This is a genomic window from Kitasatospora sp. NPDC098652 (assembly GCF_044760155.1).
In the GTDB taxonomy this organism is placed as follows: domain Bacteria; phylum Actinomycetota; class Actinomycetes; order Streptomycetales; family Streptomycetaceae; genus Kitasatospora.
The window spans coordinates 682,707-699,375 of the sequence record NZ_JBIWAQ010000002.1 but is presented as its reverse complement, the minus strand read 5'-3'; the positions used below and the strand labels follow the sequence as shown (position 1 = coordinate 699,375).

Below are 16,669 nucleotides of genomic sequence, written 5' to 3'. Positions count from 1 at the left end.
GCCCGACAGGTCCCCCGTGCGTGGCGGATTCCCTCCGATCCGGGATCCGGCCGCGCCGGCGGTGGCAGGCTGGGCGCCATGTCGCTCGTCTCCGCGCTGATCTACCGGCGCAGAAGTGCCATGCTGGGCAGGCTCGTTCAGGAGGTCCTGGCGCTGTACGGCGTCGAAGTCCCGGCCGCCGTCGAGGTCGGACCCGGTCTGCGGGTCTTCCATCGCGGGTTCGGCACGGTGATCCACCCGCTCACCACCATCGGCGCGAACGTGACGCTCTACAACGGGGTGACGCTGGGCCGGGCCGATCCGTGGGTCCCGCAGGCGGCGAGCGCCATGGACCGCATCGTCGTCGAGGACGGCGTCTGCCTGTGCGCCGGGGCGAAGGTCGTGTGCAAGCAGGGCGTGCTGACGATCGGCCGGGGCACGGTGGTGGGGGCCAACGCCGTCCTGACCACCTCGACCGGGCCGGATGAGATCTGGGCCGGCGTCCCGGCGCGGAGGATCGGGTACCGCAATTCCGCCGCTGGGGCGCAGCACGGAGAAGGGGCTCCGGAGCCCGGCCGGGCGCGCGCCGGACGGCAGCCCTCACGGATGGTGGATCCGCCAGGGTCGTGATCGCGCGCGTGCCGCCCCCGCCACGGTCGTGCGGCGGGGCGGGTTCTACTCGCCGAACGGTGACGTGGGGGGCGGCAGCCCGAGCGCACTATTACTACCCCCTGGGGGTATAGTGAGCCGGGTGAGCATCCGAACCGTGGCCCGAGTGAGCCGCCGGGCCGTGGCCGGGGGTGCCGGGCCGGTGTGGCTTGCTGCCCGGTCGACTCCCGGCCGTGCGGGGCTCGCCCGCAGGGCGGGCGGCTTGCTCGTCCTGGTCATGACGCTTCTTGGACTGATCGCCCACCACTCGCTCGGCGCCGAGGCGGTGATGCTCCCGAAGGCTGCCGGCATCGGGAGCATGGACGCCATGCCGGCGCCGGTTGAACCGTCCGCAGGTGCGGCCTTGACCGCGCCGCGCACCGCGCAGCCCGTGGCCTCGGTCACGCACCCGCACGTGTCCGTGGGCGGCGCGTCCTCGTGCGGCGGGCAGCAGCACTGCGCGGGAATGCCTCAGCAGAACAAGCAGTTGACACCACCCCCGCACGCAGGATCCGCTCCCACCACCGCACACCAACCGGCGCACCCGTCCGCCAGGCACGGATTCCCCTCCCGGTCGGGAGTGCCACCGCCGGACCTGTCGAAACTGTCGATCTCTCGCACGTAGGGATCCGGCGGAGCGGGACCTCGCTCCGCCGCTCGGTCAGCCCTCGCGCGTCCCCGATGCGCCCTTGCGACGACGAGAGACAGTTCCCATGACTATGATCAACCGCCGTTCCCTCCTGCTGGCCGGACTCGGCCTGGCCGGCACCGGAGTGCTGGCCGCCTGCTCCGGCAGCGCACCCTCCTCCGGTTCCCCTTCCCTGCTCAGCCCCTCCGGCGGCGCCGTCGCCGAGGCCGAGAGCCGGCGCCGGAACACGGGCCGGGAGAAGACGGTGACGCTGACCGCCACCACCGGATCCATGGACCTGGGAGGCAGGAGCGTCCAGACCTGGATGTACGCGGACCTGCCGCGAGGCGGCCTCCGGCTGTCCGCCGGTGACACCATGGTCGCCACGTTGAACAACCACCTGCCGAGCGCGACCTCGGTCCACTGGCACGGGCTCGCCCTTCGCAACGACATGGACGGCGTCCCACCGGTCACCATGCGACCGGTGCAATCCGGGACCGCCTTCACCTACCGGTTCATCGCCGAGCAGCCAGGCACCTACTGGTTCCACCCGCACTCCGGCGTGCAGCTCGACCGCGCCCTCCACGGCCCCCTGATCGTCGAGGACCCGAAGGAGCCGCTGGCCTACGACGCCGAATGGGTCGTGGTCCTGGACGACTGGCTGGACGGTGTCACCGGCACCCCCGACCAGGTCCTCGCCGAATTGCGCAAGGGTATGGGCGGCATGGCCATGAGCGGCACCCCGTCGTCGTCCCCGGACGGAATGGACATGAATGGCATGGGCGGGATGGACATGGGAGGCGGCGTGTCGGCCTCGCCGTCCGCCGGCGGCACGGCCGGGATGCCGTCGTTCATGCTCATGGGCGCTACCAGCAAGCTGCTCGGTGGCGACGCGGGGGACGTCAACTATCCCTACCACCTCGTGAACGGCCGGCTCGCCACCGCACCGGACGTCTACCAGGCCAAGCCCGGTACCCGCGTGCGCCTGCGGATCATCAACGCCGGCGGCGACACCGCCTACCGGCTGGCCCTCGGTAGCCACCGGATGACCATCACACACACGGACGGCTACCCCGTGCAGCACGAGGAGGTGGACGCGCTGCTGCTCGGCATGGGCGAGCGCTACGACGTCCTCGTCACCTTGAAGGACGGCGTCTTCCCTCTCACCGCGCTAGCCGAGGGCAAGAACGCCGTCGGCATGGCGCTGGTGCGCACCGGCTCCGGCACCGCCCCCTCACCAACCACCCGCCCCGCGGAGCTGGACGGCCGCATCCTGGCCTCCACCGACCTGCGCGCCGACGACAGTGTCCAACTGCCGGCGAAGAAGATCGACCGGACGCACCGGATCGACCTGACCGGCGGCATGGCCACGTACGACTGGGCGCTGAACGGCAAATCCTTCGACATGAACAACCCCACCGCCAACCCATTCACGGTCGGCAGCGGCGAACGGGTACGCCTGCAGTTCGTCAACAGGACCACCATGTGGCACCCCATGCACCTGCACGGCCACACCTTCCAGACCGGCGCCCGGGGCCCGCGCAAGGACACCGTCATCGTGCTGCCCGGCGCCACGGTCGAGTGTGACTTCGAGGCCGACAACCCGGGCCAGTGGCTGACGCACTGCCACAACCTGTACCACGGCGAGAGCGGGATGATGGGCCTGGTCGCCTACACCGCATGAGCCAAGCGGCACCGCCCTCGCAGTCAGCCCGCCCGAGATGAGGAAGGACGACCCAGCTGTGCGCACTGACGATCCGGCACGCATCCGGCCGCGGGTCCGGGCGGCGGCGATGTTGGCGGTGGTGCTCGGGCTGATCCTGATGCACGGCAATCCGGCCGCGGCCGCCGGCGGATGCCACGGCACCATGCCCGCATCGTCCGGCACGATGCGTCAGGCTACCGACCGGGCAGTCACGGTCGCCTCACCTGTGCGCATGTTCTCAGCGGGCTCGGCGACCTGGGTGTCGTCGTCGGTGATGGATGGGGCCCTGTGTGTGTCCACGTCCGCGCGGGGCGGCCCCTTCGTCCCGCACGGCGGTCCGCTCGCGGGGTTCTTCGTGATCCTTCTGGCGGCTCTGGCTCTGCGGCTGGTACCCGCAGCGGTGGGTGCCCGGCGCCGAGGTCCGCCGATCTGCGGACGGGGCGTCCTGCTCCTGGTGTGCGTGATGCGGAACTGAGGACCGCCGCCGCGCCTTCGATCCTGAGGGGCGGCGCCGTGTCCTGCCGATCCGCGCGCAATCCAGACGCGCTCTCCTCGAAAGAAGATCATTCATGTCTGCTTCCTGTCTGCCTGTCCGCCGCCGTACCGCCGCCGTGGTCGTGGTCACCGCCGCACTCGCCCTGACGCTTGCGGCCTGTGGCTCCTCCGGCTCCTCCATGCCGGGGATGAGCGGCGGCTCGATGTCCCCCAGCTCACCGTCCGTGAGCCCGGCCTCGACGAGTCCCATGCCGTCGACGAGTTCCTCGCCGGCCGGCCCGATGCCGTCGATGAGCGGCATGGACATGAGCGGCATGCCCGGCATGCCGAGCAGCTCCGCCTCCGCCGGATGACATGAGAGTCCGCTGAGAGCCACTCGCGACGCTCCCGCCACGAGGGCGGGACGTCGCGAGCGGCTCGACGGCAGAACGAGGGGCCCAGGTTCCCGAAAAACGGCAGTTCACCCATAAGTAGTCAAATGGCTGCAGAAGGCAATGTTCCACCTACGATCAGAGCCATGGACTCGGGTCAAGCACGGCAGCGGACGGCGCGCACATTCGCCGCCGCCGTGCTGGCCGCCCTGGCTCTGCTGGCCGTAGGGCACGCACTCCTGTGCGGGCACTCGGCAGGCTCAGGGCTCCGACTGACTGCCGCGACAGCCGCGCAGCCCGCTGACGATGTCCCGGCCACGGGACCGCACGCCCCGGTTGACTGCCGTGTCGATGCGGCGGGCCACGACGAAGGCGGAACCGGCTGCTGCGAGCCTGCCGACAGCCAGGCTGATCTACGAGCTGTCGTGGGCGGCCCCGCCGCGCCCACCTTGATCGCGCCGGCCCTGCTCCTCGGCGCACTGCCCGGACCCCGCCGGCGCCATCCCTCTGGTCGGCGCCGCCACGGATCGCCCGGAACGGGCGGCGCACACATCCTCTCCCTCTCCTGCGTCAGTCGCACCTAGGCGAGCCTACTGTCGGCCCGAGTTCTGGTCGGCAGCTCCCGGCTCGCCCCCTGTCAGCGAATTGACGCTCGGTGCCCCCGCACGGTGGGGACCGGAAGGACGCACACTCATGAGCACCGCCCTGCGCGGGTCCACCCGCGCCCACCCCTCGCCCATCGCCCACGACCTGCCCCAACCCGCCGGAGCACCCCGCAACTCTCCCGCCGACCTCGTCGGCCACACCCCCGTCCTGCGGATCGCGGAGCCGCTCTGCCCCGCACCCCGTGGATTCTGGGCGAAACTGGAGGGCGCCAATCCCGGGGGCATCAAGGACCGCCCCGCCCTGCACATGGTCGCCGCCGCCCGCACTCGCGGCCAACTCACGCCCGGGGCAACTATCGTGGAGTCCACCAGTGGCACCATGGGCCTCGGGCTCGCCCTGGCGGGCGCCACCTACGGCCACCCGGTGGTCCTGGTCACCGACCCGGGCATCGAGCCGCTGATGCTGCATCAGCTTCGCGCCCTCGGGGCCCGGGTCGAGACCGTGGCCGAGCCGCACCCGCTCGGCGGCTGGCAGGAGGCGCGCCGTACCCGCGTCCGGGAACTGCTCCGCGACGTCCCCGGCGCCTGGTGCCCCGACCAGTACAACAACCCCGACAATGCCGCCGCCTACACCGGACTCGCCCTGGAACTCGTCTTCCAGCTCGGCCGGATCGACACCCTCGTCGCGGCCGTCGGCACCGGAGGCCACTCGGCCGGCACCGCCCGCGCGCTCCGCAAGTTCTTCCCCGACATGCGCCTGGTCGGAGTCGACTCCATCCGCTCGACCATCTTCGGCCAGAGCGCCGGACCGCGGCTGATGCGCGGACTGGGCAGCAGCATCCACCCCGGCAACGTCGACCACGCGGCCTTCGACGAGGTGCACTGGGTCGCGCCCCACGAGGCGGTGTGGACCTGCCGCCGGCTGGCCCGCCACAACTGCCCCAGCGGCGGCTGGAGTGTCGGCGCGGTCTCCCTGGTGGCCGGCTGGCTGGCCCGAACGCAGCCGCCCGGCGACCGGATCGCCGCGATCTTTCCCGACGGCATGCCCCGCTACTGGGACACCGTCTACAGCGACGACTACTGCCGCTCCCACGACCTGCTCGACCGGTGCCCCGCGCGTCAACCCGACGAGATCGCCACCCAGCAGGAGCGCACCGTCGAGCGGTGGACCCGCTGCACCAGCGTCACACCACCCCCGGGATCCCCGGCGGGCCGCCCCGCGACGAACACCTCGGAAGCTGCCCGGTGAGCGCCGCGACGGCCGGTTTCCGGTCCTTCAGTGCACCGGCGCGCCTGCTGATGGTCCAGCAGTTCACCATCAACACCGCCTTCTACATGCTCATGCCCTACCTGGCCGCCCACCTGGCCGGCGGACTCGGCATGGCGGCCTGGGCGGTCGGGCTGGTGCTCGGCGTGCGCACCCTCAGCCAGCAGGGCATGTTCCTCCTCGGCGGCACCCTCGCCGACCGGCTCGGCTGCCGCCGCATGATCATCGCAGGATGCGTGCTGCGCACGGCCGGCTTCGCCCTGCTGGGCGTCGCCGACACCCTGCCCGCCCTGGTGGCCGCGTCTGCCGCCACGGGATTCGCGGGCGCGCTGTTCAACCCGGCCGTGCGGGCCTACCTGGCCGAGGCGGCCGGCGAGCGGCGGGTCGAGGCGTTCGCGCTCTTCAACGTCTTCTACCAGACCGGCATGTTCGCCGGGCCGCTGATCGGCCTGGCCCTGCTGGCCTGGGACTTCCAGGCCGTCTGCGCCGTGGCGGCACTGCTCTTCCTCGCGCTCACCGTGGTGCAGCTGCGGATGCTGCCTGATCAGCCCGTCGTCCCGGCCGAGAGGTCCGGGGCCCGCGGGGTGCTCGCCGACTGGCGAACCGTCGTCTCCAACCGGCCGTTCCTGCTCTTCTCCGCGGCCATGATCGGCTCCTACGTGCTGTCATTCCAGGTGTACCTGGCCCTGCCCCTGGGGGCCGAGCGCACCGCCCCCGGACACGGGGCCGAGGTCACCACCGTCCTGTTCGCCGTCTCGGCGGCCATCGCGGCGCTCGGCCAGGTGCGCATCACCGCCTGGGCCAAGAAGCGGTGGTCACCGACCCGCTCCCTGGTCCACGGGCTGGCGGTGATGGCCGCCGCATTCCTGCCGCCGCTCACCGGCGACCACGTCCTCGCACGCCCGGACACGCCCTCGCACTGGGTCCAGGCAGTGGGCCCGCTGATCGCCACCGCCGCGCTGATCGCGGTCGCCACCACACTGGTCTACCCGTTCGAGATGGACACCATCGTATCGCTGTCCGGCGGCCGCCTGATCGCCACGCACTACGGGCTGTACAGCACCGTCACCGGCCTGGGGATCACCGTCGGCAACCTGGCGACCGGCGCGCTCTGGGACGCCTGCGCGGCAGCCGGCCACCCGCGACTGCCGTGGCTGGCGCTGACCGCCGTCGGCGTCCTGTGCGCGGGCGCCGTCGTCTGGCTGGCCCGCTCCGGTGCTCTGGACAGCAGCCGCTCCGACGCCCTCGCGGTGGCATGAAGCACCGACACGAGCCGCCCCGCCCCGGCACGGCCTGACGCCCCGCGCTGCCCGGCCCGGTGGCCGACTCAGACCTGTGCCGGAGCAGGGTCCCGGGCCGGCTCAGCGGTCACCAGGCGGGCGTTGGGCCGCTGAGGCAGGCCGGTGCGGCGGTCGTACGGAGCCGGGAGCGGAGCCGGCGGATGCCGGCGGATCTGCCAGGTCTGGTACGCGACCATGGCGGCCAGCGAACCGAGCAACACCACCGATCCCCACGACGTCCCCCAGCCGAGCCCGCCCTCGGCGACCGGCTTGGTCAGCGAGTCGCCGCCCGCGGCTCCCAGCGGCCTGGTCAGGATGAACGCCAGCCAGAACAGCACCGTCCGGTTGGCGGAGGTGAACAGGTACGCCGCGACGATCAGCAGCATGACCGCCGCGATCAGGAAGAACGCGTTGCGGAACCCCAGCCCGGTGTCGTCGGAGAGCCAGTCACCACTGGAGGTGCCCAGGGTGTTGGAGACCAGGATGGCGATCCAGTAGAGGATCTCCCCCCTGCGGCTCGTGAGGTTCTCCACGTCGAGGCTCTGCCCGGTGCGCCACCACACCACGAAGACCCCGCCGAGCACGCAGGTCAGGATGGCCGCGCCCCAGGCGTAACCGATGCCGTCAGGGGCGCTGCCGTGCCCGAAGCCGCGGTTCAGGAAGTCGGAGATCTCGGTGCCGACCATGCTGGTGCCGAGGATCACCGCCCAGTACAGCGCCGGGTGGAAGCGCCCGGCCCGCACCTGAGTCACCGCGACGGCCGCCAGGAAGGCCAGGAACAGCAGGGCCGTCGTCACGTATCCGAGCCCGAACGTGATGCCCAGCAGGTCGCCGGAGGTTTCTCCGAGCGTCACCGCCACCGTCTTCAACACCCAGAACAGCAGGGTTACTTGGGGTAGCTTGCGCAGCACGTAACCGGCCTGGTCACGCTGAGCCGTGATCTCCGTGGTGTCCACCGGCGTCATCGTGCCAGTACCGGCTGCCCCAGCGGTGCGTTCCTGAACGGCCGGAACCGATCACCACCCGAAGGAGTGATTCGGGCGTCGGGACGGGACAGGCGGTGAGGACACCGCCTTCTCCTCCCAGCCCTCGCACGCGGGGGCTCGGCGTCCGGGCTGCCGCCGTGGCCCGCGAGCGGGCGGTTCGGTCGGCCACCACGACGTCGTGCGCGCACCTCGCAGCCGACCAGCCGGGGGAGCGGCCTAGGCTGGGGGCGGCCTCGCGGAGGCCGGGACGGCGTGAGGAGTCGCGATGGGTGAGGGCCGGGACCTGGCCGGGGCTCAGCAGGAGCACTGGCAGCAGACGTACGGGGCCCATCCGGGCATGTACGGCGACCAGCCTTCGGAGCCGGCAGTTCACGCCGCCCAAGCGTTCCGGGCCGCCGGTGCGGGCGACCTGCTGGAGCTGGGGGCCGGCCACGGCCGTGACGCGCTGTTCTTCGCTCGTTCGGGGTTCACCGTGCTGGCCACCGATTTCAGCCCGGTGGGCCTGGAGCAGCTCCGTACCCGGGCTACCGCCGAGGGCCTGGCCGAGAAGGTCACCACCGCGGTGCACGACGTGCGCGACCCGCTGCCGCTCACCGATGCCTCGGTGGACGCCGTCTTCGCACACATGCTGCTGTGCATGGCGCTGTCCACCGACGAGATCCACGCCTTGGTCGGCGAGGTCCGCCGGGTGCTGCGACCGGGGGGCGTCTTCGTCTACACCGTCCGCCACACCGGCGACGCCCACCACGGCTCGGGCACGGGACACGGCGACGACATCTGGGAACACGGTGGATTCGCCGTCCACTTCTTCTCCCGTCAGCTGGTCGACGACCTCGCCGCGGGCTGGACCCTCACCGAGGTCCATCCCTTCGAGGAGGGCAACCTGCCGCGCCGCTTGTGGCGTGTCACCCAGGTCCTTCCCCGGTGATCGGCACCGCCCTTCGTCCCCCGAATGCCGGGGCCGCCGCCCACGTGGGCGGGCGGCGGGCCGGTCACAGCCAGGTCAGCAGCGCGTAGCCGGCGGCTGCGGCGCCCAGCCCGGCCAGCAGGCTGCCGATCGCGTTGAGTCCGGCTTCGGCGAGGGAGCCGTCCTCCAGGAGGCGGACGGTTTCGAAGGTGAAGGTGCTGAACGTGGTCAGTGCCCCGCACACCCCGGTGCCGAGGAGCAGCATGGCGCTGGAGGGCAGGCCGTGGGCGTGGGTTGCGCAGGTGAGGGCGCCGAGGACGAACGCGCCGGAGATGTTGATGACGAACGTGCCCCAGGGGAAGACGCTGTCGTGCCGGGACTGGACGGCTCTGTCGGTCAGGTAGCGCAGCGGGGCGCCGATCATGCCGCCGAGGAACACCATGAGGACCGCCATCAGCCGGCCTTTCCGCTGGTGGGGGCAGGGCCGATGCGATGGGTGACGACCTCGACGGGGTCGAGGGTGATCAGCCCTTCGGTGAGGACCTCCTCGGCCTGGGGGAGGAAGGCGCGGATGCGGTGTTCCTCGTCGATGATCACGACGGCAACGGGCAGGTCTTCGGCGAGGTCGAGCAAGCGGGTGGTGTGGATGAGGGAGGTGGAGCCGAAGCCCTCGATGCCGCGGAAGACGCTCGCCCCGGCGAGGCCGGCGCGGTGGGCGCGGTGGACGATCTCGGTGAAGACCGGGTGGTGCTGGTACTGGTCCGTCTCACCCAGGTAGACGGTCATCCGCAGCATCGGCCCGCGCAGCGGCGGCCGGGGCTCGCGGTCTGGGGCGGGCTCGTCGTGGTGACGGTGGATCAGCGGGCTCATTGCGCGCTCCCTCGGCCGGCGGTGCTGACGGGTTCGGGTTTGAGGCTTGCGGTCTGTCCGGCCTGGGAGCGGCGGCGCGGCCCGCGCCTGACCGGAAGGCCACCGAGGCGGCGGGCGAGCACGATGCCGGTCCACACCGCGGCGAGGCCGGCCACCAGGCTCGTCAGGGCGTAGGCGTCGGCGATCGAGACGTGGCCGGTGGCGAGCAGGCCGCGTAGCTCGACGGTGTAGGTGGAGAAGGTGGTGAAGCCGCCGAGGATGCCGACGCCGAGGAACGGGCGCACGTACCGGCTCGGTGGCCAGATCTCCAGCACGTAGACCATGAGCACGCCGAGCAGCAGGCTGCCGGTGATGTTGGTGGTGAACGTCGCCCACGGGAAGCCGCCCGTGGGGGTGGCCCAGGCGTGGGCGAGGCCGTAGCGGGCGACGGAGCCGAGGCCGCCGCCGAGCGCGATGACCGCGAGGACGTCCCACTGGCGGGGGCGGGCGGGGCGGGCCTGTTCGCTTGGGAGAGGGCTCGGGGTGTCGGGGTCGACGGGCAGGGTCTCGGCGGGCGGCGGCCCGCCGTTCTCGGGCGGGCGCTGGCCGCGCATGCCTACTCCTTGTGCGGGCTGGGGAATCGGTTCACCGGGGCCACCGCTCGGCGGCGTGGCGCGGTCGGCCGCGTCGGGCCGGGCATCGGGGTGCTGGGGCATGGGTTCTCCTACCTGTGGGAAAGCCTGCCGGGTTCGGCAGGCGCCAGGTAGGGACCGTTGGCGACCGGTTCGGTCGCGGTTGCGGCGAGCCCCTCCGCCGTCGTTCCATCCCAGAGTACTGGTCCGAAACGCCTCGGTGCCCGCCGGGGGCCTTCCCCGGGCGGGCACCGGTGGGCGGCTGTCAGCCGGCGGCGAGCAGCGGGCGAAGCGGCCCGGTGCGCAGGCGTTCGACGGCCGGGGTGGCGAGGCGGCGTCCGGCGAGTACGACGGGGATGGTGACGAGGGTGCCGACGAGGGCGGCGGCGATGACGTCGTGGGGGTAGTGGGCGCCGACGTAGACGCGGGAGGCGCCCATGAGGACGGCGGCCACGATCGCCGGTACCCCGAGGCGGCGGTCGATCAGCAGCAGGGCGACGGCGGCTGCGAAGGCGACGGTGGTGTGGTTGGACGGGAAGGCGTAGTCGCTGGGCGCGGGGCAGGCTTCCAGCAGGAAGTCGTGCGGCAGGGCCCGGCACGGGCGCGGCTCGGCGACGAGGTCCTTGATCCCGGAGTTGACCAGGTAGGCGATCGCGGCGGCGGCGAAGCCGCAGACGGCGCCGGCCATCGCGAAGGCGTCCGCCCGCCGGGCCCGCCACCACGCGGCGATGAGCAGCAGCACGAAGAGGACGGCGCCGTAGCTGGTCCACCAGAGCGCGGTCTGGTTCAGCCAGTGGGTGTGGCGGGCGAAGTCGGTGACCGTGGTGTAGAGGCCGCCGTCGATGCGGGAGCCGTCCAGGGCCTGGAGTGTGGTGGCGGTGCTTGTCACGGAACGCCCTTCGATGCGTGAGGGTGCGGGCGCGCATGGCAGACTTGTCGCCGACGACTATGCGCGCGTAGACGTCTACGCGACTGTAGACGACTGGTGAACGGGAGACCAATCCGATGGGGACCAGGGGGCGTCGGCCGAGTGACGAGCCGCCTCAGCGGCGGGCGAACGGCGCCCTGGAGGCAGAGGTCCTGCGCGTACTCCAGGAAGCCGAGGGGCCGCTGACGCCGGGTGAGGTCTCCGCGCGCCTGGGCGAGGACCTCGCGCGCACGACCGTGGTGACGACCCTGTCGAGGATGCACGACAAGGGCGTCCTGGCACGCGAGCCGCACGGGCGCACCTTCGCCTACCGGCCGGTCACGGACTCCTACGGCCTGACCGCCCGCCGCATGCACCAGCTGCTCGCGGGCGAGTCCGACCGCGAGGCGGTCCTGACCCGGTTCGTCGACGGGATGGACACCGGCGACGAGCAGCTCCTGCGCCGGCTGCTCGGCGGCGACCTCGACCCGGGGCGGTAGTCGAACCCGTGCACGTCACGCTCTACCTCCCCCTGCTCCTGCCCGTAGCCGCGGCGTTCACGGCCCGCCCGCTGGCCGAGCGCCTAGAGCCGCGTCTGGCCACCTGGCTGCTGACCGGCTCCGCCCTCGTGCTGGCCGCCGGGAGCTCGCTGGTGCTCGGCCTGCTCGCCGTCGCCGGCCTGGTGCGCATCCCGCTCGTCGCGCGCCTGGCCGACCTGTCGCTGCCGGTCATCCGGCGCAGCCAGCCGCCCGCCTGGTGGGTGGCCGTGGTCGCCGCCCTGATGCTGTCCGCAGCCGTGACCGCCGTGGCGCGCACGCTGTGGCGCCGGACCCGGGCGTTCCTGGCGTCCGCTGACGAGGCGGCCTGCCTGCCCGGGCGCCGGCGCGTGGTGGTCCTGGACGACCCGGCGGCGGACGCGTTCGCCATGCCCGGCCTGCCGGGGCGGATCGTGGTGTCCACCGGCATGCTGGACGCGCTCGACGACGAGGAACGCCAGGTTCTGCTCGCGCACGAACGCGCCCATCTGCGCGGCCACCACTACCTGTTCACCAACGCGGCCCAGATCGCGGCCGCCGCCAACCCGGTCCTTCGGCCGCTGGCAGCCGCCGTCACCTACACGGTGGAGCGGTGGGCGGACGAACGCGCCGCGGTGGCTACCGGCAACCGGCGCCGGGTGGCCGTCGCGGTCGGTAAGGCCGCTCTCGCCGCCCGCCGCACCCGCACCGTCCGTCCGGTGTCGCAGATGGTGCTGGGCGCGCTCGGCCGCCACCGCCGCCCCCGGGCCGCCGGCGGACCGGTACCCCGGCGGGTCGCCGCCCTCCTCGCCCCCACCCCGCGCAACCGCCCCCTGCCTCTGGCGGGCAGTGGCCTGCTGCTGGCCGCGACCGTACTGTGCGCACACGGGGCGTACCACGACCTGCACCACCTGCTCCGCCTGGCGCGCCTCGGCTGAGCGGGCGGTGGCGTGGGCAGAGCACAGCCACGCCCGATCGGGTTGTCTCCCGGGCCGGGGCGGGAAGAATGGAAGGTGACGGCGATGAGGCTCGCCGAAACCGCACCGCGGCGCGGCGCCCCTGTGCTGATGGCCTCTGCGAACCCTGTACTCGGGAGGCAGCCATGAGCGAGATCACCGTCATCGTCGAAGCCATTGCCGGCTCCGACTTCACCCACGAACCCCGCGCACCGCTTCCTGGAGCCTCCTGGGCAGGTCGTCCGCTGCGCGGCTGCCCGGTAGGCACCGGCTACGTGGCCGGCACCCTGGGCGAGGACGCCGACCCGGTCCGGGCCCTGGTCCTGCTGAACGACACCGCCCAGCCGGGCGAGGGCGTGCGGGCCCGCCCGGTCGCCCTGCTGCACGGCGAGCGCGACGACCGAGCGGCGGACGAGGTGGTCTGCGTGGACGCGGACGACCACGACTTCGACCAGCTCACCGGCCCGCCCGACCTGGACGACTGGCATGCCCGACCCGAGCATCTGGCCGCCGTCCTGGACCGCGTCGACCGGGGCCACCACTGGCACTCCACCGGCACGGAGGGCCAAGGCGCCGCCGAGGAACTGCTGGCTCGGGCGCACCGCTCGTACGAGCGGCTGACCGGCTGCCTCGACTGAACCGGCTGGTCGATCCCGATGCGCACGCCGACCGTCCACCAGCCACCGGCGAAGCCCGCCGAGGAGCACCACCACCGCGTCGGCGCGGCCCTCCGGCACCTGCTGCACCGCCGCCGCCCGGTCGCGCTGCCGCCATGGGAGGAGCAGGTGCGGGCGCTGGCGGAGATCCTCCAAGCGGCGGCGGCCGCCCAGCCGGCCGCCGAGCAGGTGATCGCCGCGTGCGGCGCCAGCGGTGAGGTGTCCGGCGAGGTCGGGCAGATCGGCGGCCGGCAGCTGAACATCTACCAGCGTCTCGGAACACGCCTGGCCGAGCTGCGGGTCGGCGACGAGCTCGCGCCGCTGCGGGAGCACGCGATGCGGCTGGTGGCCTACCACCGGTGGATGCTGCACGAGGCGATGAAGCTCGCCTTCACCCCGCACCACGATGTGCGGGCCGAGGCGATGCGGCTGCGCCTGACCGGCCTCGGCGCCCCGGCGAACGATCTTCGCGCGCTGCGCGGCGAGGTGCGATCCCTGGCGGAACGGGGCCGCCCGGATGGCCGATAGGGACCTTCGGTCGCTTGCGGTACGGATACGTTCAGCACCTGGGCAAGCCGAAACGTCGCGCACGGAGGCCGAGTTGAGCATGCGGATCGAGCACGTCCACGCCGCGGAGATCCTGGACTCCCGCGCCCGCCCGACCCTGGCCGTCACCCTGGAGTTGGCCGACGGCACCCGCGCACGGGCGGGGGTGCCCTCCGGCGCGTCCACCGGCTCGCGCGAGGCCGCCGAACTGCGCGACGGCGACCCGCAGCGGTTCGACAGGCAGGGCGTCACTCGGGCCGTGGGCCACGTCAACGGCGAGATTGCCGAGGCCCTGGTGGGCCGCACGTTCGACTCGGCCGCCGACGTGGACCAGGCGCTCATCGCGCTGGACGGCACGGCGGACAAGTCCCGGCTCGGCGCGAACGCGATCGTCGGGGTGTCCATGGCCGTCGCCCGCGCCGGAGTCACCGCGGCGGGAATGGAGCTGGGAGCACCTGGCCGCCGTCTCGGGCGGCAGGGCGCTGCTGCCGGTGCCGCACTTCAACGTCGTCAACGGCGGCGCCCACGCCCCGAACCCGTTGGACTTCCAGGAGTTCATGCTCGCCCCGCTCGCTGCCCCCACCGTCGCCGACGCGGTCCGTGCCGCGGCCGAGGTCTACAACCGGCTCAAGGCCCGCCTCGCGGACGGCGGCCACCACACCGGCCTCGGCGACGAGGGCGGATTCGCGCCCGCCATCGAACAGCCCGAGGACGTCCTGCACCTCATCGTCGCCGCGATCCACGACGCCGGCTACGTCGCCGGACCGGGCGGCATCGCCATCGCCCTCGACCCGGCCGCCAACGGCTTCCGCACAAGCGGGGGCTACCGCATCGCCGGAGCGGAGCTGACCAGTGATCAGCTGATCGACCGGTACGAGGAGATGATCGACCGCTTCCCCGTGTGGAGCATCGAGGACGGCTTGGCGGAGGACGACTGGGACGGCTGGCAGCGCCTCACCTCGCGCCTCGGTGCGCGTGTGCAGCTGGTCGGCGACGACATCTTCGTCACCGACTCCGCCACCATCACCAGGGCCGCCGAAGCCGGTGTCGCCAACGCCGCGCTGATCAAGGTCAACCAGATCGGCACCGTCTCCGAGACCCTGGAGGCGATCCGGGTGTGCCGGACGTTCGGTTACGAGCAGATGGTCTCCCACCGCTCCGGCGAGACCGAGGACACGTTCATCGCCGACCTGGCCATCGGCGCCGGCTGCGGTCAGATCAAGTCCGGCGCCCCGGCCCGCGGCGAGCGCATCGCCAAGTACAACCGGCTCACCGAGATCGACGACGCCCGCCCCGGCGCCCTGCCGTTCGGCCTCACCGCGAACTGACCGCCCACCGCACTGCCCCGGACGGGCAGCCTATGCGGGGTCGCGGCCGATGTCGCGGCCGAGCTCCAGGGCGAGGACCTGGTCCAGGCGCAGGTACGTCTCGAAGCGGGCACCGTCCGGCAGGTCGCGGCGCTGCTCCAGCTCGTGCAGGGTGTGCAGCGCGGTGCTGGCGTTCAGGTCGTCGGCGAGCGCGTCGAACGCCTGCTGGACCGCGTCGGCGGTCAGCGCCCGGGACGGTGAGCGGGCGAGGTTCGCGACGAGCTTGCGCCACCCGATGAGGCTGGCCTGGGCCTGCGCGAGCGCCTCGGCCGTGAGGTGGGCCGGGGCCTGGTGGGCATGGCCGAGGAGCACCAGCCGTATGGCCAGGGGGTCCAGGCCGTCGAGAGGCACGGCCGCCAGCGCCCCGGTCGCCGCAGCGGCCGGGGCGCTCAGGGGCGCGGTCACGGCAGCGACGGCCAGCAGGGGAGCCCCGTCTCCTGCGCTGCGGCGGTGCGGGGGCCGATGACCAGGTCTGCGGCGCGGCCGGGGTCCGTCGCCGTCTCGGCGGGCGGGCGGATGCCCAGGAGGTCGGCGTCCCCCAGCAGCGCCGTCACCCGCGCATCGTCGGCAAGCGGGGGCACCTGGAGGCGGACGGCCACTTGGAGACCGAGGGGTTCGGCGGTGCGCGCCAGCACGTCCCCGATCAGCAGGACCCGCAGGTCGGCGAGGTCGAACCGGTCGTCGGAGCGTCCGACGTCCAGGGTCACGCGCAGCAGGCCCGCGCGGCGCGGGCGGATCTCGGTGGCTCGCCCGCTTCGGGCGTCGGTGATGCGCACGAGTCCTCCAGGCAGGGCGATCGATCTATCAGGTCGGCCGGTCGTCGCCGTCCGCGCTGAGTTCGGCGTGTTCCCACAGCAGGTCCTGGCGGATCTGCCGCAGGTGCTCGGCCGGGGCGCCGAGGCCGCCGGCCAGGTGCGCGCGGTGGGCGACCAGGTCGAGGGTCTGGGCGGGGGCGCAGGCGATGGCGACGGCGTCGTGGATGTACCACTCGTGGTAGAGCAGCAGGCGGCGGATGTCGTCCTTCAACCCAGCCGGACCGGGCAGGGCGGGCAGGTCGCGGCGCAGCCGCCAGTAGCCGATGCGTACGGCGCTGCCGCGCTCGGCGATCTGCTTGGTGTCCAGGTCGCCGTCGCCGGTGCACAGGCGGATGACACGCTCGGCCTCCGGCTGCAGCAGCACCGCCGCATCCAGCAGCGGCAACAGCGCCTCGATCTGTTCCAGGGGTGGCGGGCCGGTGGGCGGTTTCACCCAGAGGTGGCCCGACAGGTGGCGGAGGGATTCACGCAGATGCTCGCGGACGGTCACGGCCGGCCTCCTTCGCGAGGGTGCGGGTAGAGGCCATCAGCGCCGATCGCGCGGTCTTGGCGAGC

The 16,669-nt window shown here is 72.8% G+C and carries 19 protein-coding genes, 1 pseudogene and 1 riboswitch; of the genes and pseudogenes, 12 read left to right on the top strand and 8 right to left on the bottom strand.

Going from position 1 to position 16,669, the window contains the following annotated elements; all coding sequences use genetic code 11:
* Positions 1–78 precede the first annotated feature (78 nt).
* The 6 genes from ACIQWA_RS06990 to ACIQWA_RS06965 all read left to right on the top strand — a co-directional run bounded on the left by ACIQWA_RS06990 (position 79) and on the right by ACIQWA_RS06965 (position 6,957).
* Positions 79–609 (top strand): serine O-acetyltransferase, encoded by a 531-nt coding sequence (locus ACIQWA_RS06990; RefSeq protein ID WP_402479135.1) that lies wholly within the window; start codon positions 79–81, stop codon positions 607–609.
* A 731-nt stretch (positions 610–1,340) separates the two neighbouring features.
* A complete protein-coding gene (locus ACIQWA_RS06985) occupies positions 1,341–2,939 on the top strand; it encodes a multicopper oxidase family protein (RefSeq protein WP_402479133.1) in 1,599 nt (532 codons plus the stop codon).
* A 58-nt stretch (positions 2,940–2,997) separates the two neighbouring features.
* On the top strand, positions 2,998–3,435 hold the full coding sequence (locus tag ACIQWA_RS06980) for a hypothetical protein (RefSeq protein ID WP_402479130.1): 438 nt from the start codon (positions 2,998–3,000) through the stop codon (positions 3,433–3,435).
* A 94-nt stretch (positions 3,436–3,529) separates the two neighbouring features.
* Positions 3,530–3,808 carry a hypothetical protein gene (locus ACIQWA_RS06975; protein ID WP_402479127.1) on the top strand — a complete coding sequence of 93 codons (279 nt, stop codon included), beginning with the start codon at positions 3,530–3,532 and terminating at the stop codon, positions 3,806–3,808.
* A 711-nt stretch (positions 3,809–4,519) separates the two neighbouring features.
* Positions 4,520–5,680, top strand: coding sequence for a PLP-dependent cysteine synthase family protein (locus tag ACIQWA_RS06970; protein ID WP_402479124.1), 1,161 nt, complete (start codon positions 4,520–4,522; stop codon positions 5,678–5,680).
* Positions 5,677–6,957 (top strand): MFS transporter, encoded by a 1,281-nt coding sequence (locus ACIQWA_RS06965; protein ID WP_402479121.1) that lies wholly within the window; start codon positions 5,677–5,679, stop codon positions 6,955–6,957. Before ACIQWA_RS06970 ends, ACIQWA_RS06965 begins: the two co-directional genes overlap by 4 nt.
* 68 nt (positions 6,958–7,025) lie before the next feature.
* Here ACIQWA_RS06965 and ACIQWA_RS06960 read toward each other — a convergent pair whose 3' ends face one another.
* Positions 7,026–7,934 (bottom strand): hypothetical protein, encoded by a 909-nt coding sequence (locus tag ACIQWA_RS06960; protein WP_402479119.1) that lies wholly within the window; start codon positions 7,932–7,934, stop codon positions 7,026–7,028.
* 295 nt (positions 7,935–8,229) lie between these two features.
* Between ACIQWA_RS06960 and ACIQWA_RS06955 the strand changes: the two genes are divergently transcribed.
* Positions 8,230–8,892, top strand: a complete 663-nt coding sequence (locus tag ACIQWA_RS06955) for a class I SAM-dependent methyltransferase (protein WP_402479116.1) — start codon at positions 8,230–8,232, stop codon at positions 8,890–8,892.
* 64 nt (positions 8,893–8,956) lie between these two features.
* Here ACIQWA_RS06955 and crcB read toward each other — a convergent pair whose 3' ends face one another.
* From crcB to ACIQWA_RS06935, 4 genes are all read right to left on the bottom strand, one after another.
* A complete protein-coding gene (crcB, locus tag ACIQWA_RS06950) occupies positions 8,957–9,325 on the bottom strand; it encodes a fluoride efflux transporter CrcB (protein WP_402479113.1) in 369 nt (122 codons plus the stop codon).
* Complete coding sequence (locus tag ACIQWA_RS06945) at positions 9,325–9,666, bottom strand: DUF190 domain-containing protein (RefSeq protein WP_402479701.1); 342 nt, start codon at positions 9,664–9,666, stop codon at positions 9,325–9,327. Before ACIQWA_RS06945 ends, crcB begins: the two co-directional genes overlap by 1 nt.
* A gap of 71 nt (positions 9,667–9,737) precedes the next feature.
* Positions 9,738–10,334, bottom strand: a complete 597-nt coding sequence (locus ACIQWA_RS06940) for a fluoride efflux transporter FluC (RefSeq protein WP_402479110.1) — start codon at positions 10,332–10,334, stop codon at positions 9,738–9,740.
* 283 nt (positions 10,335–10,617) lie between these two features.
* Entirely contained in the window at positions 10,618–11,241 is a 624-nt protein-coding gene (locus ACIQWA_RS06935; protein WP_402479107.1) for a phosphatase PAP2 family protein, read from the bottom strand.
* A 116-nt stretch (positions 11,242–11,357) separates the two neighbouring features.
* Between ACIQWA_RS06935 and ACIQWA_RS06930 the strand changes: the two genes are divergently transcribed.
* The 5 genes and pseudogenes from ACIQWA_RS06930 to eno all read left to right on the top strand — a co-directional run bounded on the left by ACIQWA_RS06930 (position 11,358) and on the right by eno (position 15,260).
* Entirely contained in the window at positions 11,358–11,759 is a 402-nt protein-coding gene (locus tag ACIQWA_RS06930) for a BlaI/MecI/CopY family transcriptional regulator (protein ID WP_402479104.1), read from the top strand.
* An 8-nt stretch (positions 11,760–11,767) separates the two neighbouring features.
* Positions 11,768–12,712, top strand: a complete 945-nt coding sequence (locus ACIQWA_RS06925; RefSeq protein ID WP_402479101.1) for a M56 family metallopeptidase — start codon at positions 11,768–11,770, stop codon at positions 12,710–12,712.
* Between the two features lie 71 nt (positions 12,713–12,783).
* Positions 12,784–12,858: riboswitch (Fluoride riboswitch) on the top strand.
* 18 nt (positions 12,859–12,876) lie between these two features.
* Positions 12,877–13,368, top strand: coding sequence for an inorganic diphosphatase (locus ACIQWA_RS06920; protein WP_402479099.1), 492 nt, complete (start codon positions 12,877–12,879; stop codon positions 13,366–13,368).
* An 18-nt stretch (positions 13,369–13,386) separates the two neighbouring features.
* Positions 13,387–13,914: a hypothetical protein gene (locus ACIQWA_RS06915; protein ID WP_402479096.1), complete on the top strand. Its 528-nt coding sequence runs from the start codon at positions 13,387–13,389 to the stop codon at positions 13,912–13,914.
* A gap of 79 nt (positions 13,915–13,993) precedes the next feature.
* Positions 13,994–15,260 (top strand): annotated as a pseudogene (eno, locus tag ACIQWA_RS06910) (phosphopyruvate hydratase).
* A 30-nt stretch (positions 15,261–15,290) separates the two neighbouring features.
* Here the strand turns inward: eno and ACIQWA_RS06905 are convergent.
* Genes ACIQWA_RS06905 through ACIQWA_RS06895 form a run of 3 tightly spaced genes read right to left on the bottom strand, consistent with a single transcriptional unit; the run spans position 15,291 to position 16,604 of the window.
* Positions 15,291–15,704 (bottom strand): hypothetical protein, encoded by a 414-nt coding sequence (locus tag ACIQWA_RS06905; RefSeq protein WP_402479094.1) that lies wholly within the window; start codon positions 15,702–15,704, stop codon positions 15,291–15,293.
* A complete protein-coding gene (locus ACIQWA_RS06900; RefSeq protein WP_402479091.1) occupies positions 15,701–16,075 on the bottom strand; it encodes a hypothetical protein in 375 nt (124 codons plus the stop codon). The genes ACIQWA_RS06905 and ACIQWA_RS06900 overlap by 4 nt, the downstream gene beginning before the upstream one ends.
* A 28-nt stretch (positions 16,076–16,103) precedes the next feature.
* Positions 16,104–16,604 (bottom strand): hypothetical protein, encoded by a 501-nt coding sequence (locus ACIQWA_RS06895; protein WP_402479090.1) that lies wholly within the window; start codon positions 16,602–16,604, stop codon positions 16,104–16,106.
* Between the last annotated feature and the right edge of the window lie 65 nt (positions 16,605–16,669).

Coding starts and splice junctions, on each gene's coding strand:
- ACIQWA_RS06990 (WP_402479135.1), top strand. CDS start 79: ATGTCGCTCGTCTCCGCGCTGATCTACCGGCGCAGAAGTGCCATGCTG.
- ACIQWA_RS06985 (WP_402479133.1), top strand. CDS start 1,341: ATGACTATGATCAACCGCCGTTCCCTCCTGCTGGCCGGACTCGGCCTG.
- ACIQWA_RS06975 (WP_402479127.1), top strand. CDS start 3,530: ATGTCTGCTTCCTGTCTGCCTGTCCGCCGCCGTACCGCCGCCGTGGTC.
- ACIQWA_RS06970 (WP_402479124.1), top strand. CDS start 4,520: ATGAGCACCGCCCTGCGCGGGTCCACCCGCGCCCACCCCTCGCCCATC.
- ACIQWA_RS06955 (WP_402479116.1), top strand. CDS start 8,230: ATGGGTGAGGGCCGGGACCTGGCCGGGGCTCAGCAGGAGCACTGGCAG.
- crcB (WP_402479113.1), bottom strand. CDS start 9,325: ATGGCGGTCCTCATGGTGTTCCTCGGCGGCATGATCGGCGCCCCGCTG.
- ACIQWA_RS06945 (WP_402479701.1), bottom strand. CDS start 9,666: ATGCTGCGGATGACCGTCTACCTGGGTGAGACGGACCAGTACCAGCAC.
- ACIQWA_RS06940 (WP_402479110.1), bottom strand. CDS start 10,334: ATGCGCGGCCAGCGCCCGCCCGAGAACGGCGGGCCGCCGCCCGCCGAG.
- ACIQWA_RS06930 (WP_402479104.1), top strand. CDS start 11,358: ATGGGGACCAGGGGGCGTCGGCCGAGTGACGAGCCGCCTCAGCGGCGG.
- ACIQWA_RS06920 (WP_402479099.1), top strand. CDS start 12,877: ATGAGCGAGATCACCGTCATCGTCGAAGCCATTGCCGGCTCCGACTTC.
- ACIQWA_RS06915 (WP_402479096.1), top strand. CDS start 13,387: ATGCGCACGCCGACCGTCCACCAGCCACCGGCGAAGCCCGCCGAGGAG.